General features: G+C 36.4%; 17 protein-coding genes and 1 other annotated feature. Of the genes, 6 read left to right on the forward strand and 11 right to left on the reverse strand.

Translation table 11 applies throughout. The annotated features are described in order from the left end of the window. Positions 1-47 precede the first annotated feature (47 nt). Positions 48-650 (forward strand): 30S ribosomal protein S4, encoded by a 603-nt coding sequence (gene rpsD, locus MHH59_RS23200; RefSeq protein ID WP_002015568.1) that lies wholly within the window; start codon positions 48-50, stop codon positions 648-650. A 379-nt stretch (positions 651-1029) separates the two neighbouring features. On the opposite strand, the gene MHH59_RS23205 is transcribed toward rpsD, so the two are convergent. After that, positions 1030-1158 (reverse strand): hypothetical protein, encoded by a 129-nt coding sequence (locus MHH59_RS23205; RefSeq protein WP_000050938.1) that lies wholly within the window; start codon positions 1156-1158, stop codon positions 1030-1032. 185 nt (positions 1159-1343) lie between these two features. Between MHH59_RS23205 and MHH59_RS23210 the strand changes: the two genes are divergently transcribed. After that, entirely contained in the window at positions 1344-1646 is a 303-nt protein-coding gene (locus tag MHH59_RS23210) for a YjdJ family protein (protein WP_002167568.1), read from the forward strand. A 78-nt stretch (positions 1647-1724) separates the two neighbouring features. Here the strand turns inward: MHH59_RS23210 and tyrS are convergent, their stop codons facing one another. From tyrS to acsA, 7 genes are all read right to left on the reverse strand, one after another. Beyond that, complete coding sequence (tyrS, locus tag MHH59_RS23215; RefSeq protein ID WP_002015575.1) at positions 1725-2981, reverse strand: tyrosine--tRNA ligase; 1257 nt, start codon at positions 2979-2981, stop codon at positions 1725-1727. Between the two features lie 69 nt (positions 2982-3050). Then, positions 3051-3279: a binding site (T-box leader), on the reverse strand. 77 nt (positions 3280-3356) lie between these two features. After that, positions 3357-3602, reverse strand: a complete 246-nt coding sequence (locus tag MHH59_RS23220) for a hypothetical protein (protein ID WP_002129419.1) — start codon at positions 3600-3602, stop codon at positions 3357-3359. Beyond that, the gene (locus MHH59_RS23225; RefSeq protein ID WP_002129421.1) at positions 3583-4128 is read right to left on the reverse strand and encodes an RNA polymerase sigma factor; all 546 of its coding nucleotides are present in this window, start codon (positions 4126-4128) and stop codon (positions 3583-3585) included. Before MHH59_RS23225 ends, MHH59_RS23220 begins: the two co-directional genes overlap by 20 nt. Then, a complete protein-coding gene (locus MHH59_RS23230) occupies positions 4109-4564 on the reverse strand; it encodes a hypothetical protein (protein ID WP_002129423.1) in 456 nt (151 codons plus the stop codon). Before MHH59_RS23230 ends, MHH59_RS23225 begins: the two co-directional genes overlap by 20 nt. Before the next feature lie 67 nt (positions 4565-4631). Further along, positions 4632-5189, reverse strand: coding sequence for a maltose acetyltransferase domain-containing protein (locus MHH59_RS23235; RefSeq protein ID WP_002129424.1), 558 nt, complete (start codon positions 5187-5189; stop codon positions 4632-4634). Between the two features lie 185 nt (positions 5190-5374). Next, the gene (locus tag MHH59_RS23240) at positions 5375-5839 is read right to left on the reverse strand and encodes a GNAT family N-acetyltransferase (protein ID WP_002129425.1); all 465 of its coding nucleotides are present in this window, start codon (positions 5837-5839) and stop codon (positions 5375-5377) included. A 144-nt stretch (positions 5840-5983) separates the two neighbouring features. Beyond that, complete coding sequence (gene acsA, locus MHH59_RS23245; RefSeq protein WP_340852447.1) at positions 5984-7702, reverse strand: acetate--CoA ligase; 1719 nt, start codon at positions 7700-7702, stop codon at positions 5984-5986. Positions 7703-7878: 176 nt separating this feature from the next. Here acsA and acuA point away from each other — a divergent pair, with 176 nt between their 5' ends. From acuA to MHH59_RS23265, 4 genes are all read left to right on the forward strand, one after another. After that, on the forward strand, positions 7879-8511 hold the full coding sequence (acuA, locus tag MHH59_RS23250) for an acetoin utilization protein acetyltransferase AcuA (protein ID WP_002112293.1): 633 nt from the start codon (positions 7879-7881) through the stop codon (positions 8509-8511). A gap of 17 nt (positions 8512-8528) precedes the next feature. After that, positions 8529-9173 carry an acetoin utilization AcuB family protein gene (locus tag MHH59_RS23255; protein WP_002167567.1) on the forward strand — a complete coding sequence of 215 codons (645 nt, stop codon included), beginning with the start codon at positions 8529-8531 and terminating at the stop codon, positions 9171-9173. Continuing rightward, a complete protein-coding gene (gene acuC / locus MHH59_RS23260) occupies positions 9170-10336 on the forward strand; it encodes an acetoin utilization protein AcuC (RefSeq protein WP_002167566.1) in 1167 nt (388 codons plus the stop codon). The genes MHH59_RS23255 and acuC overlap by 4 nt, the downstream gene beginning before the upstream one ends. A gap of 143 nt (positions 10337-10479) precedes the next feature. Further along, positions 10480-11340 (forward strand): alpha/beta fold hydrolase, encoded by an 861-nt coding sequence (locus tag MHH59_RS23265; protein WP_373926371.1) that lies wholly within the window; start codon positions 10480-10482, stop codon positions 11338-11340. A gap of 66 nt (positions 11341-11406) precedes the next feature. On the opposite strand, the gene MHH59_RS23270 is transcribed toward MHH59_RS23265, so the two are convergent. From MHH59_RS23270 to MHH59_RS23280, 3 genes are all read right to left on the reverse strand, one after another. Continuing rightward, complete coding sequence (locus MHH59_RS23270) at positions 11407-11676, reverse strand: hypothetical protein (protein WP_002129432.1); 270 nt, start codon at positions 11674-11676, stop codon at positions 11407-11409. 87 nt (positions 11677-11763) lie between these two features. Beyond that, entirely contained in the window at positions 11764-12453 is a 690-nt protein-coding gene (locus tag MHH59_RS23275; RefSeq protein ID WP_003191846.1) for a response regulator transcription factor, read from the reverse strand. A 1-nt stretch (position 12454) separates the two neighbouring features. Next, positions 12455-13909 (reverse strand): sensor histidine kinase, encoded by a 1455-nt coding sequence (locus MHH59_RS23280; protein WP_016120905.1) that lies wholly within the window; start codon positions 13907-13909, stop codon positions 12455-12457. Positions 13910-14028 lie beyond the last annotated feature (119 nt).

Genomic DNA, 14028 nt, shown 5'->3' on the forward strand with positions numbered 1-14028 from the left:
GTTTTTATTTTACGAAAATAAAAACATTTTTAAAGGAGGAGTCAACTATGGCTCGTTATACAGGTCCAGCATGGAAACTGTCTCGTCGTCTTGGAATCTCTCTAAGCGGCACAGGAAAAGAATTAGAAAAACGCCCTTACGCACCAGGTCCTCACGGTCCTAACCAACGTAAGAAACTTTCAGAATACGGTTTACAATTACAAGAGAAACAAAAACTTCGTCACATGTACGGCATGACTGAACGTCAATTCCGTCGCACATTTGACCAAGCAGGTAAAATGCCTGGTAAGCACGGCGAAAACTTCATGATCCTTCTTGAAGCTCGTCTTGACAACCTAGTTTACCGCATGGGCTTAGCTCGCACTCGTCGTGCAGCTCGCCAATTAGTAAACCACGGTCACATCACGGTTGATGGCGCTCGCGTAGATATCCCATCTTACCGCGTTAAACCTAACCAAACTATCAGCGTTCGCGAAAAATCTAACAGCCTTGTTGTTGTTAAAGAAGCGATCGAAGTTAACAACTTCGTACCAGAATACTTAACTTTCGATGCTGATAAGTTAGAAGCTACTTACACTCGTCACGCTGAGCGTTCTGAGTTAGCAGCTGAAATCAACGAAGCATTAATCGTAGAGTTCTACTCTCGTTAATCTCGGTACTCTGCAAAGAGTATTATTAAAAGCCTTAGGAACCTTGTTTATCAAGGGTCCTGGGCTTTTTTTATTTATATAAATATCGTATGTATAGTAAGATACTTCAAGGAAGTTTTTTCATGAGTTATGGATAATCGTCCTTACTTCTCTTTTATTCATTCCAACGATTGGATTCTCTTTAATACTAGCTCCGTTTATTGTGCAAAATTTTATAATCCATCTTCATTACATGCTGTTATACTTATTTCCTTAAACATATAATCATTTCATTTTCAGACTACTCCTTTTTTCATTACTTCCAAATTATATCTCAATAGAAAAAGCTACCAAAGAAACTAAAACGTTCTCTCTGGTAGCTTTTATTTATATATTAAAATTATTTATTTTCCTCTTTTTGAACATATACATAAGCATCTTTCTGCTCTTTATGTACATCAACCTTCGAATGCTCTGCAAGCTGACCAGCGTTTAGCAAAGAAAAAATAATGAGCGCTTCTAGTGACATTTTGTTTTACCACTCCTTTCTATTTGTTATACGTTTATCATATCGCTTACATGTGATTTCCGTATGAACTCGAAAAGGAGATTACAACAAAAAGGTTACAGGATTGCTAACTATATTTTATCTACAGAATAGTTTATTAAGGCAAATTATCACGTTATAATAACCATAAAATGGGGGTGTTTTTTTTGACAATAAACCAAATGGTTCAGTTAGGCAGTGCATTTATGCTGTTTATTACTTCAGCACTTATGAGTTGGTATCAAGGGAGTAATTTAATAGATAATCCTGATGAATGGAAATATAGCGCTAAGTTTACGAATTATTTTAAAGGGTACGTTTCACATTATGACGATATTTATCAAATCGATTTCTTTATATATGCGGCAAAATTTTATCCCGGGGCATTTGTCGTTATGCTAATTAGCTTACTTTACATGCTCGTATTAATTCTTCATATTCTATTTAAAAGAAATCATGAGGCAATTTAAATGCATACATAAAAACCCCGAACGATAGACTTTTCAGCCTACCATTCGGGGTACTATTTGTTTTAAATTCGTTTCTGATTAGTAACGAATTAAGAAATATTTCTTCTTACCGCGGCGAATGATTGTAAATTTACCTTCGATGCGGTCGTTTTCTGTTACAACGTAGTCTAACGCTTGTGTACGCTCACCGTTTACGTAGATTGCACCGTTCGTTACATCTTCACGTGCTTGACGTTTAGATGGTGAAATTTTGCTTTCTACAAGTAAGTCGATTAATACTGTATCTTCTGCAGTACGTTCTACAGATGGTACGTCTTTGAATCCTTGCTCGATTTCGCTTGCAGTAAGTTCTGCTACAGAGCCACTGAATAATGCAGCTGAAATTTTAATTGCTTGCTCTAACGCTTCTTCGCCATGAACAAGTTTTGTCATTTCAGATCCTAATGATTTTTGTGCTGCACGTTTTTCTGGTGCTTCAGTTACTTGCTTTTCAAGCTCAAGAATTTCTTCATGAGATAAGAATGTGAAGTATTTTAAGTATTTAACAACGTCGCGGTCATCTGTGTTAATCCAGAATTGGTAGAACTCGTAAGGAGTTGTTTTCTCTGGGTCTAACCAAATTGCGCCGCCTTCTGTTTTACCAAACTTCGTACCGTCAGATTTTGTAACTAGTGGAATTGTTAAACCGAACGCTTTCGCATCTTCTTCTGATTTACGGATTAATTCAAGACCAGCTGTAATGTTACCCCATTGGTCACTACCACCGATTTGTAGACGGCAATTATGGTTTTGGTATAAGTTTAAGAAGTCGTATGATTGTAAAATCATATAACTAAACTCAGTGAATGAAATACCAGTATCTAAACGAGATGCTACTGTATCTTTTGCTAACATATAGTTTAAACCGAAGTTTTTACCGATATCGCGTAAGAATGAAATTACATCTAAGTTACCAAGCCAATCATAGTTATTAGCCATTGTTGCTGGGTTGTCCACGTTTTCAAACTCTAAGAAGTTTGAAAGTTGGTTTTTAATGCTTTCTGTGTAGTAAGCAACTGTATCTTTCGTATTTAATGTACGCTCTGCTTTTTTACCACTTGGGTCACCGATCATGCCAGTACCACCGCCAACAAGTGCAATTGGTTGGTGACCAGCTAATTGGAAACGACGTAACATTAATACTGGTAACATATGACCGATGTGTAAGCTATCCGCTGTCGGGTCGAAACCACAGTATAATTTAACGCTTTCTTTTTCTAATAATTGCTCAAGTCCCTCAGCATCTGTTTGCTGATTAATTAAACCGCGAAATTCAAGATCTTGTAAAATACCCATATCCTACATACTCTCCTTTAAGTTCATTACTGGCGTGAAGGTTGAAAACATAAAAAAATCGCCCCTTAAATAAGGGACGATTTTGATTATCGCGTTACCACCCTAGTTGCAGGCAAAAAAAGCCTACCACCTTATTTACATAACGGCTTAGCACCGTCTTTTCCCTTTTGAATACACTTCAATCGAAAAAAGATGCTCTAGGGGCGTAATTCGCGATCATCTATGTGCTGATTTCCACCGACCATCAGCTCTCTAAAACAGGGAAATGATCACTACTTCTCCCTTTCCACGCTCAATTATTCATATACTTTTCTTTATACCATCATTTATATAGGCGTGTCAAATAGAGGTATGAGTTCTTTCCCTACCAATCCTTTATAAAGTCGCAAGGAATATCGTAATAAGAGAAATAACTGGAACACCAACTAATAACGACACATGAAACACAACCGATAAATCATTCCCAATCGTCGCTTCCACAGGATCTTTCGCTGGAGAAGCAAGAAATCCAAGAAATCGCTCGAAGCGGCTTACCGTTTTTGGAAAATCCGGTATTTCTACATGATCGCTATCTAAATGCTGCTTTAATTTATATTCATTCTTAAAGGGATTTTCGTTCAATTTCATCCACCTCCAGCAATTGTTTTAATTTCTTTATCCCGTTATGAAGTCTCGACTTCACTGTTCCAACAGGAATATCCAGTACCTCTGCAATTTCTTTTTGCTGCATATCATGATAATAAGAAAGAATCAGGACCGCTCGCTGTTCTTCAGGAACTTTCAAAATTGCTTCTCTTACCGTAAGCCGGTCTTCGTGGGAAAACTCTACCTCTTGCATTGGTACTAAAAACGGTAAGAGCGAACGCCACTTTTTTCTTCTATTTAATTTATTAATCATAAGACGGTAACCGATTTGAAATAAATACGTTTTAATTTTTCCTTTTCGGGTTTCATACATATGTTTCTTACGCTCTAGAGTCAAAAACGTATCTTGAACGAGATCTATACTCAGTTGTTCATCACGATTAAATCGATACAAAAATGTATATAGCGCTGGTTTGATTAAAACATATAGTTTTTCTCCAGCTTGCTTATCTCCATTTTGGTACGCAAGCATGAGCTCCTCCTCAATCCCAATCTGCGCCATTTTTTTTGATCTCCTTTATTCCTTTTAACGTTAATGAAATACGGGAAATTAAATATGCACTTGCGACAATGACCCATGCTTGTGACTGATTCGTAAAAAATTGAATATATGGGTTTTGAATCGTATGGCCGGTTGAAACTAAAATATTTAACGCTAGCACACATATACATGCATACACTGCAAGACAGACCGAAATTGTATCAAATACATTCCAACGAAAATATATTTTTGTTTTTGTAAAATCAATTTTATTTCCATTTTTTCGTACAATATACTTCTTATCAAACGGAATAAGGATTGAAAAAATAACAATCATAATAATCCCAAATGTAATCATTGAAATTTTAAATCCAATTGGTATAGGTAATAACATACCACAAGAAAACACAACTATAATTCCAATTAAAGCAAAAGTAAGCATCAATTTATTGGACATATAAAAATCCTCCCTCATCTATTCTTTCATAAATGTATACAGACGAGGAAGGCGCTTCGTTCAAATATTATTTTATTTTTTTTATGATTCTCGCAGGATTCCCGCCAACTACTACATTATCTGGCACATCTTTCGTTACAACAGCGCCAGATGCGATGACAGCATTATCTCCAATTGTTACGCCCGGATTAATAATCGCTCTTCCGCCAATCCATACGTTATCGCCAATTGTAACTGGTTTTCCGTACTCTGATCCGCTTATGCGCTCTACTGGATCAAGCGGATGCGTTGCTGTATAAATGTGAACACCTGGAGCTAACATACAGTTCACTCCGATTGTAACTGGGCATACGTCTAAAATCGTACAGTCAAAGTTTGCGTAAAAGTTTTCACCAACGTGAATGTTATAACCGTAATCACATCTAAAAGAAGATTCAAGATGAATGTTATCTCCAGTCGTTCCGAATAATTCTTTTACGATTGCACTACGTTCTTCTAGCTTTACTTCTGGTGTTTCATTTAATTTTCTCGTTAATATACGAGCTTGCTCCCTGTCCTTTACTAAAACTGGATCAGCCGGTATGTACATTTCCCCTTGTATCATCTTTTCTTTTTCTGTTTTCATTTTACTGCCCCCTTTAACTTATATATATAAGTTATTCATTCTTATAATAGCATACAAAAAGAAAGAGTGTGGTTCAAACACACTCTTTCTTCCATAAAAAATCCGGTTCTTTTCGGCGTCAAATTACGTAACGAAAGTCAACTGTTTTATAGGAAGTCCCCTTTTAATACTTATAAATAGCTTTCTTAAATAGATTTAATCATATTTATATTTGTAATTTCATAGCCTAACTTTTCATATAATCCACGAGCAACTTTGTTATGACCAAAAACATGAAGTCCAATTTTTTTCATTCCTAATTCTTTAGCAATCACTTCAAGTTCTTTCATTGCCTTTTTACCATACCCTAACCCTTGATATTGCTCAAAAATAATAAAGTCATAAATAAAACCTGCCTCATTACTTGTAGGCGCTTTTTGCGCAATCCAAATCATTCCAACTAGATTTTGATCATGAAAGATAGAGTATAAGTAATTGTACTCGGTTTTTTCACCTTTTGGTAACAGCCGGTCAAATTCTATTTTGGACAAGTTAACAGCTTCATCTTCACTCCAATTTCCAGCAGCAACCTTCTCTTTCGCATAATCTTCAATCGCATACTCACAATAACGCTGAAACTCCTCTTCGGCCATAGGCTTTAGTGTAATCACGTATTTCTCCTCCCGCTATGTTAATTATTCTTTATTTTAAATCTTTAATCCCATTGAAAAAGGTAAGCAAACATAACTAATATGTTTGCTTACCTTCTATTTTCAAAATTTCAAATCACGATAATACTTACATTTAAATATTCTCTAATCTTCCATCGTCGATAAGTCACCTGTTGGTAAGTTTAATTCCCACGCTTTTAATACGCGGCGCATAATTTTACCACTTCTCGTTTTCGGTAATTTATCTCTAAATTCAATTTGTCTTGGAGCTGCATGAGCTGCTAAGCCTTTTTTCACAAATTGACGAATCTCTTCTTTTAATTCTTCAGATGGTTCGTATCCCACGCGAAGCGCGATAAATGCTTTAATGATTTCCCCGCGTACTGGATCAGGAATACCAATTACACCAGCTTCTGCTACAGCAGCATGCTCGATTAATTTACTTTCTACTTCAAACGGACCAACACGCTCACCTGACGTCATAATTACATCATCAATGCGCCCTTGGAACCAGAAGTATCCATCTTCATCCATATAAGCTGAATCACCTGATACGTACCAATCTCCCGGCATAAAGTAAGAATCATATTTTTGTGGGTTATTCCAGATTCCACGCATCATAGATGGCCAACCTTTACCAATTGCTAAGTTCCCCATTGTGTATGGAGGCACTTCATTTCCTTCATTATCAACAATCGCTGCTTTCACACCCGGAATTGGTTTCCCCATTGAACCTGGACGGATTTCCATACAAGGATAGTTACAAATAACTTGTCCACCTGTTTCTGTCATCCACCACGTATCATGAATACGAAGTCCAAATGCGCTCATACCCCAGCGAATTACTTCTGGATTTAATGGCTCACCAACACTTAATACGTGACGCACTTGTGATAAATCATATTTTTTAATTGCGTCTTGTCCAGCTCCCATTAACATACGGAACGCTGTCGGTGCACTATACCAAACTGTTACACCGTAATCTTGCAGTGCTTCATACCATGCCTCTGGACTAAATCTCCCGCCTAAAATAACATTTGATGCTCCCACTAACCACGGTGCAAAAATACCGTAAGCTGTTCCAGTTACCCAGCCTGGGTCAGCTGTACACCAATATACATCATCTTCTTTTAAATCTAATACCCATTTCGCTGTTTGATAGTGCTGAACCATTGCGTTTTGAGCATGAAGGACGCCTTTTGGCTTACCAGTAGAACCAGATGTGTAATGTAGAATTAAACCGTCTTCACGGCCTAACCACTCGATATGTAATTCTTTTGAAGCTTGTTCAAATAAAGGATTGAACGCTACAGTTTTACCGCCTTCTTCTGCATTGTCTCCAACAAGGAAGACTGTTTTTAAAGCAGGTAAATCATTTAATGGTATGCGCTCTAACAATTCAGGAGTTGTAATTAACACCTTAGCTTCGCTATCTTCTAAACGATCGCGAACTGCGCCTTCCATAAATGCTTCAAATAATGGTCCAACAATTGCCCCTAATTTCACTGCACCTAAAAGTGCGAAATATAATTCTGGGGAACGCGGCATAAAAATAAAAACGCGATCGCCTTTCTCAACATCGCCATAGTTTTTCAGGACATTTCCTGCTTTATTAGAAAAATCCTTCATTTCCTTAAACGTATATTTCTCTTTTCGCGATCCATCTTGATAATAAAGTGCTACTTTATTCTTTCGATCTGATTTCGCATGCTTATCAATTGCCTCATACGCCATATTTACTCGTCCTGTTTCATTCCAAGTAAAATTTTTATTAACCTCTTCCCAGTTAAAATTCACGTATGCCTCTTCATAATTCGGCAAATTATTTTCTCCTTTAATGACAGGAAGCGTTTCCACTTTCATACTTTACATCCCCCTCCTATGTATTCTATTATCTATTATAATGACATTATTTAAAATTTTCAGTATTTTTGTTGATTTTTAGACAAATTTTTAATGACAAAATTCGATTCACATCGCATATATTATAAAGTACGATATTAATAGATTCACAAACCCTCAAGGTGGTGAGCAATAAATTGATTCATAAAAAAATATATAATGCCAGAAACTTAAAAACAGCGAAAGGCACTTTAATTATTGAAGGTCCTGTCTCTACACATAATCTTGAAATGTATGAATTTCATCCAGACTTAATTGCGTTTCGTCCTGCCGAGCAGCAATATAAAGCAATTGTCGAAATTTCTAAATTACCAGAAGCTCGTCTCATTATTGCTAGACATGACCAAACGATCGTTGGATATGTTACATACTTATATCCTGATCCGCTCGAGCGATGGTCAGAAGGAAAGATTGAAAACTTAATTGAACTCGGGGCGATTGAAGTTGTCCCAGCCTTTCGTGGTTGCTCTGTCGGAAAAAATTTATTAGAAGTTTCAATGATGGACGATCATATGGAAGATTACATTATATTAACGACTGAATATTATTGGCACTGGGATTTAAAACAAACAGGCTTAAATGTTTGGGAATACCGAAAAGTAATGGAAAAAATGATGAATGCTGGTGGTTTACAATGGATGGCTACAGACGATCCTGAAATTTGTTCACACCCGGCTAACTGTTTAATGGTTCGCATCGGTAAACGCGTCGATACGGATTCCATTCAAGCATTTGATCGTCTACGTTTTCACAATCGTTTTATGTATTAATAAAGGGGGCAACTGGAATGATTGTAGAAGAAATTATGAATCAAAATGTAGTAACACTACATCCAAACGATACAATTGAAACAGCAATCCGAACGATACGTACGAAAGGTATTCGGCACATTCCAATTGTCGATCAAAATAATCACGTAGTAGGCATTATTTCTGATCGAGATGTAAGAGATGCAAGTCCGTCTATTTTAGATGAACAAGTTTCACTCGATATGCTGAAGCAACCGCTTGAACTCATAATGAAACACCCTATTATGACTTGTCACCCTCTCGATTTCGTTGAGGAAATTGCGACTTTATTTTTTGAAAATAAAATAGGCTGTCTTCCTGTTACGAAAGCTGGAAAACTCGTAGGTATCATTTCTGAATCTACAGTGCTGCACACGTTAGTAAAATTAACAGGAGCTCATCAACCAAGTTCACAAATTGAAATTCAAGTGAAAAATGAACCTGGTATTCTTGGAAAAGTCGTTGCTATTTTTAGTGATTTACAAATAAATATTGTGAGCGTTCTCGTCTATCCAGCAAAAGATGAGAATGATAAAGTACTCGTTTTCCGCATTCAAACGATGAATCCTCTAAAAGTGATCGATGCACTCGAAGCAGAGGGCTACCGCGTATTATGGCCAAACATAATGGGGATGCAAGCATGAGCAGCGCCTTCATTTATTCGGATGACTTTCGGGGCTATTCTTTTAGCCCTGATCATCCTTTTAACCAACTACGCGTCACACTTACGTATGACTTATTACAAAAGAGTGGTTTTATCTCCCCTTCTCAAGTCATCTCGCCAAGAATGGCTACAGATGAGGAAATTGCATTCATTCATACAGAGGAGTACATAAATGCGGTAAAACTTGCTGGAGAAGGAAAGCTAGAAAAATCAATTGCGATGACATATGGGCTTGGAACAGAAGATACACCAATGTTTCCAAATATGCATGAAGCAAGTGCATTACTCGTTGGCGGAACATTAACAGCTGTCGATGCTGTTCTTTCCGGAAAAGTAAAGCATGCGCTTAATTTAGGCGGCGGCTTACATCATGGCTTTCGCGGGAAAGCATCTGGCTTTTGTATTTATAACGATAGCTCTATCGCAATGAAATATATTCAGAAGAAATACGGTTTACGCGTTTTATATATTGATACAGATGCTCATCACGGTGACGGGGTACAATGGTCTTTTTACGACGATCCTAACGTATGCACCATTTCATTACACGAAACTGGGCGTTATTTATTTCCTGGAACTGGCGCAGTAAATGAACGTGGACAAGGAAATGGATATAATTATTCTTTTAACGTTCCACTCGACGCTTTTACAGAAGACGAATCATTTTTAGATTCATATCGAACAGTTGTAAAAGAAGTGGCAGCATACTTTAAACCGGATATTATTTTAACGCAAAATGGTGCTGATGCACATTATTACGATCCACTTACACACCTTTGCGCAACGATGAACATTTACCGTGAAATACCGAAGCTCGCTCGTGAAATCGCTAATGAATATTGCGACGGTCGCTGGATTGCTGTCGGCGGTGGTGGCTATGATCACTGGCGCGTCGTACCAAGAGCTTGGGCACTCATTTGGCTCGAAATGAACAACATCCAAAACATCTCAGGTTATCTCCCTCCAGAATGGATTGACGCTTGGAAAGGACAAGCAGAAACCGACCTTCCCCTTACATGGGAAGATCCAGACAACATGTATCAACCTATCCCTAGAAAACCAGAAATCGAAGAAAAAAATGCATTAACTGTAGCGAAATCTCTTGAAATTATTCGGAATAATATGACAAAATCTTTATATTAAACAGAGAGGAGGCTCGCTTTTTGAACAGCCTCCTTTCTTTTATAGTTTGTTTGCTACTATTGTTGTGTTTTGTCGTTAAATCGATATTCCGTGTCGAATCGATGATATATTTTTTATTTATTAATGAACTAACCCCAACTCTAATGAGAAAAGGTAGTGACACTATGTGGAAACAACAAATAATCAACACGAAACGCGGCACATTCGAACTCTTTACAAAAGGAAATGGCGAACCGCTTTGTATTACACATCACTATTCACAATTTAATGACACTGGCGATTACTTTGCGGATGTTTTCACTGCTACGCATCGTGTATTGCTCATTAATTTACGAAACGCTGGTAACTCAGCAAAAGCCAATTCAGAAAAAGAATTAAGTATGATTGAAACCGTTCACGACTTAGAAGCAATACGAGAAGCTTTACAACTCCCAACATGGCATTTCGCTGGCCACTCAACAGGCGGTATGCTTGGACTTTTATATGCGATTACATATCCAAATTCCTTACAATCATTAGTCATCGTTGGAGCCGCAGCAAGTAACTATACCGAAACACTATTTTGCATTTATCACCCAGCACATCCTCAGTTTCATTATATGCAACAACTCATCGAAACTTTAAAAAGCCCTCACCTTACAAGTGAAGAACGGAAAGAACTATCTACTAAGAGAACAAAATTATCATTGTATAAACCCGAAAACTACAAATTTTATTTTTGTAAACCAATCAAAAAAACTATGTCCGCTAGCCGGATGAATACTTTCGCCAATGAATATCCGTCATTTGATTTAAGAGAGAATTTACCTTCCATCCAAACAAAGACCCTTATTATATGCGGAAGACATGATGTACAGTGCCCGATCCAATATTCTATCGAGATGCATGAGGGTATACGTAATTCTATCTTTGTGATATTTGAGGAGAGTAACCATTATCCTTTTTTAGAAGAAGCTGCTCAGTTTACTTCTACTACTCAAACATTTTATAAATCGTTACACTAGTACCGTTATTACTAAGGAAAGCTCACAGCCTCTATAAGAATATGAACTTTTTTCAAAAGAAATATTTCACACTAGAAACAACAAGAAGAACAAAAAAATCATTAAGCCTACATCAATGAATATCGACTTTTTATCTCCTGCTTTTATACTCATCATAAAATTAGAAATTATTTTAATTCCAAAAAAGACCATCATAAATAACCCACCGAAATGATCATTCGTAGAATCTTCATCATAAAACATTTGTATTGCACCGATAATTAATAAGATAAGTATGATATTGGTTCCAATCTTTAAAGCCTTGTTTGATTTATTATCTTTTAATGTATCTCCCAAAATGTAGCACGCCCTCTCATGCTCTCCTATGTTTTATCTCTCTTTATATCTTAACATAAAAAACCTACCAATTACTTGGCAGGTACATTACACGTTAAAGCGATAACCAGCTCCCCACACTGTTTCAATATATTGCGGGTGAGCAGGATCTCTTTCAATTTTTTCACGTAGCTTTCTAATGTGAACAACGACAGTGGCTAAATCGCCAGCTGATTCTAGTCCCCAAATACGTTCAAATAACTGTTCTTTATTTAATACTTGGTTTGGATGCGTTACAAAGAATGTTAATAAATCAAATTCTTTCATTGTAAACGCAATTTCTTCATTGTTTATAAAAACTTTTCTCGCTCGCTGATCGATAGAAATTCCATGAATATATAACGTATCGCGTTGCTTACTCACATTTCCTGATAATCTTTCATAACGAGAAATATGTGCTTTTACTCTTGCGACTAATTCACTTGGACTAAACGGCTTCGTTATATAATCATCCGCGCCTAAACCGAGTCCGCGAATTTTATCTATATCCTCCTTCTTTGCTGAAACAAGTAAAATCGGAATGTCTTTTATAGCACGTATTTGTTTACAAATTTCAAAACCATTCATTTTCGGAAGCATAATATCTAAAATAATTAAATCATAATCTTCCTGTAAAGCCCTTTGTAAGCCTGTTTCTCCAGAATGCTCTACATCAACTTGAAAATCACTAATTTCTAAATAATCTCGCTGTAATTCTGCAATACTTATTTCATCTTCTACTAGTAAAATTCTCTTCATTCTACTCACCACATTCCTGTACTTTTTTCAATGAGAAGAAAATACTTGTACCTTCCCCAAGCTTACTTTCCGCCCAAATTTCCCCGCCATGTTCTTCAACAATTTGCTTCGCTATCGCTAAGCCAAGTCCACTTCCACCTGTGCTAGAATTTCGCGATTGCTCTGCACGATAAAACCGCTCAAATATATACGGCAGCGTATCAGCTTCTATACCTGACCCATTGTCCATCACTTTCACAATAACTTTATTGTTATCACTCAATACTGTTACAGTAATTTTCTTCTCTTCTTTATCCATGTATTTCACACTATTATGAATCAAATTTGATATAACTCTATTTATCTTTTCGCAATCAGCCGTTACATATAGTGGTGATGATTGTAATTGTAAGTAAACTTCTATACCTTCCTCACTTAAATCCATCTGCATCTCTTCTAATAATTCCTGCATAAACACGTTTAACTCTATCGTTTCAAACTGAAAGGGAACTCGATTCAAATCAAGCTTTGAAAACAAAAAGAGCTCATCAATGAGTGTATCCATATGTTTTGCCTTCGTATGAATGGTCGTTAAATACTTATCCATTTTTTCTGGCGTATTTGCGACTCCATCTTTTATGCCTTCTACATATCCAATAATAGATGTAATCGGTGTTTTTAAATCATGAGATATGTTTGAAATGAGTTCTTTTCGATTTTCTTCATACTGTGTTTGCATCTCTATCGACTCTTTTAATCTCTTCCTCATTTCCTCAAACCCTTGATTTAATCGCCCAATCTCATCATAGGATGTAACTGGAATTTGAAAATCTAAATCCCCTTCTTTAATTCTCCCAGTCGCATCTTTCAATACAAAAATTGGTTTTATCACACTTCTTGAGACGAAATAACTTAATAACCCTATGAGTAAAATGGCTAACAGTAAAAGCGCTCCGAACAAAATTGGAAATAATTTTTGTGTAAGATCGACAAATGAACTCTGCCTTTTTAGTACAAATATACTCCCTTCTTCATCTCCGGGAAAATAAAAATCAAATTTTACATATCGATAAAATGTATCGCCTAGTTCCGTTGTACCACGACTATTAATATTTGCTGATTCAAATTTCGGAATGGCTTCTTTTAAAGATACACCTTCAAATATTTTTGTAGCATAAGAAATGGTTTCTCCCTTTCTTACAACTATTTTCACACCTTCTTTTTCAAGTGATGAAACGAACGATTCATCTAATAGTTGTGATTGATTTTTCTTTGCCGCTAATTTCAATTCAATATACGTATTCTCTTCTTCTGGCGTAAGCGGCTTTTGAATATAGGAACTTTTATAGAAATTTTTCACTGATTCCAAGTCTCCTGTTATGGAAAAAACAATTAAAAATCCCGCGACTAATATGAGCGTGATGGAAACGAGAATAACAGCGATATAAGAAAATAAAAATCTTGTTTTAATAGACATATCTTACATCCTCACTTTAACAAACCTTGTTATTCATAAGCATAAAAATATATGTTCAAATACTCAAGCGATTTTATAGTAATTTTAGCACCAGTTTATAAAAATTTAATGTTCCTATT

The organism is Bacillus sp. FSL E2-0195 (genome assembly GCF_038003645.1).
Classification (GTDB): domain Bacteria; phylum Bacillota; class Bacilli; order Bacillales; family Bacillaceae_G; genus Bacillus_A; species Bacillus_A mycoides.

Excerpts from the sequence above, each read along its gene's own strand:
- MHH59_RS23235 (WP_002129424.1), bottom strand. The coding sequence starts at position 5,189 with ATGAAAACAGAAAAAGAAAAGATGATACAAGGGGAAATGTACATACCG.
- acsA (WP_340852447.1), bottom strand. The coding sequence starts at position 7,702 with ATGAAAGTGGAAACGCTTCCTGTCATTAAAGGAGAAAATAATTTGCCG.
- rpsD (WP_002015568.1), top strand. The coding sequence starts at position 48 with ATGGCTCGTTATACAGGTCCAGCATGGAAACTGTCTCGTCGTCTTGGA.
- MHH59_RS23225 (WP_002129421.1), bottom strand. The coding sequence starts at position 4,128 with ATGGCGCAGATTGGGATTGAGGAGGAGCTCATGCTTGCGTACCAAAAT.
- MHH59_RS23255 (WP_002167567.1), top strand. The coding sequence starts at position 8,529 with ATGATTGTAGAAGAAATTATGAATCAAAATGTAGTAACACTACATCCA.
- MHH59_RS23205 (WP_000050938.1), bottom strand. The coding sequence starts at position 1,158 with ATGTCACTAGAAGCGCTCATTATTTTTTCTTTGCTAAACGCTGGTCAG.
- MHH59_RS23280 (WP_016120905.1), bottom strand. The coding sequence starts at position 13,909 with ATGTCTATTAAAACAAGATTTTTATTTTCTTATATCGCTGTTATTCTC.
- MHH59_RS23265 (WP_373926371.1), top strand. The coding sequence starts at position 10,480 with ATGAGAAAAGGTAGTGACACTATGTGGAAACAACAAATAATCAACACG.
- acuC (WP_002167566.1), top strand. The coding sequence starts at position 9,170 with ATGAGCAGCGCCTTCATTTATTCGGATGACTTTCGGGGCTATTCTTTT.
- tyrS (WP_002015575.1), bottom strand. The coding sequence starts at position 2,981 with ATGGGTATTTTACAAGATCTTGAATTTCGCGGTTTAATTAATCAGCAA.
- MHH59_RS23275 (WP_003191846.1), bottom strand. The coding sequence starts at position 12,453 with ATGAAGAGAATTTTACTAGTAGAAGATGAAATAAGTATTGCAGAATTA.
- MHH59_RS23230 (WP_002129423.1), bottom strand. The coding sequence starts at position 4,564 with ATGTCCAATAAATTGATGCTTACTTTTGCTTTAATTGGAATTATAGTT.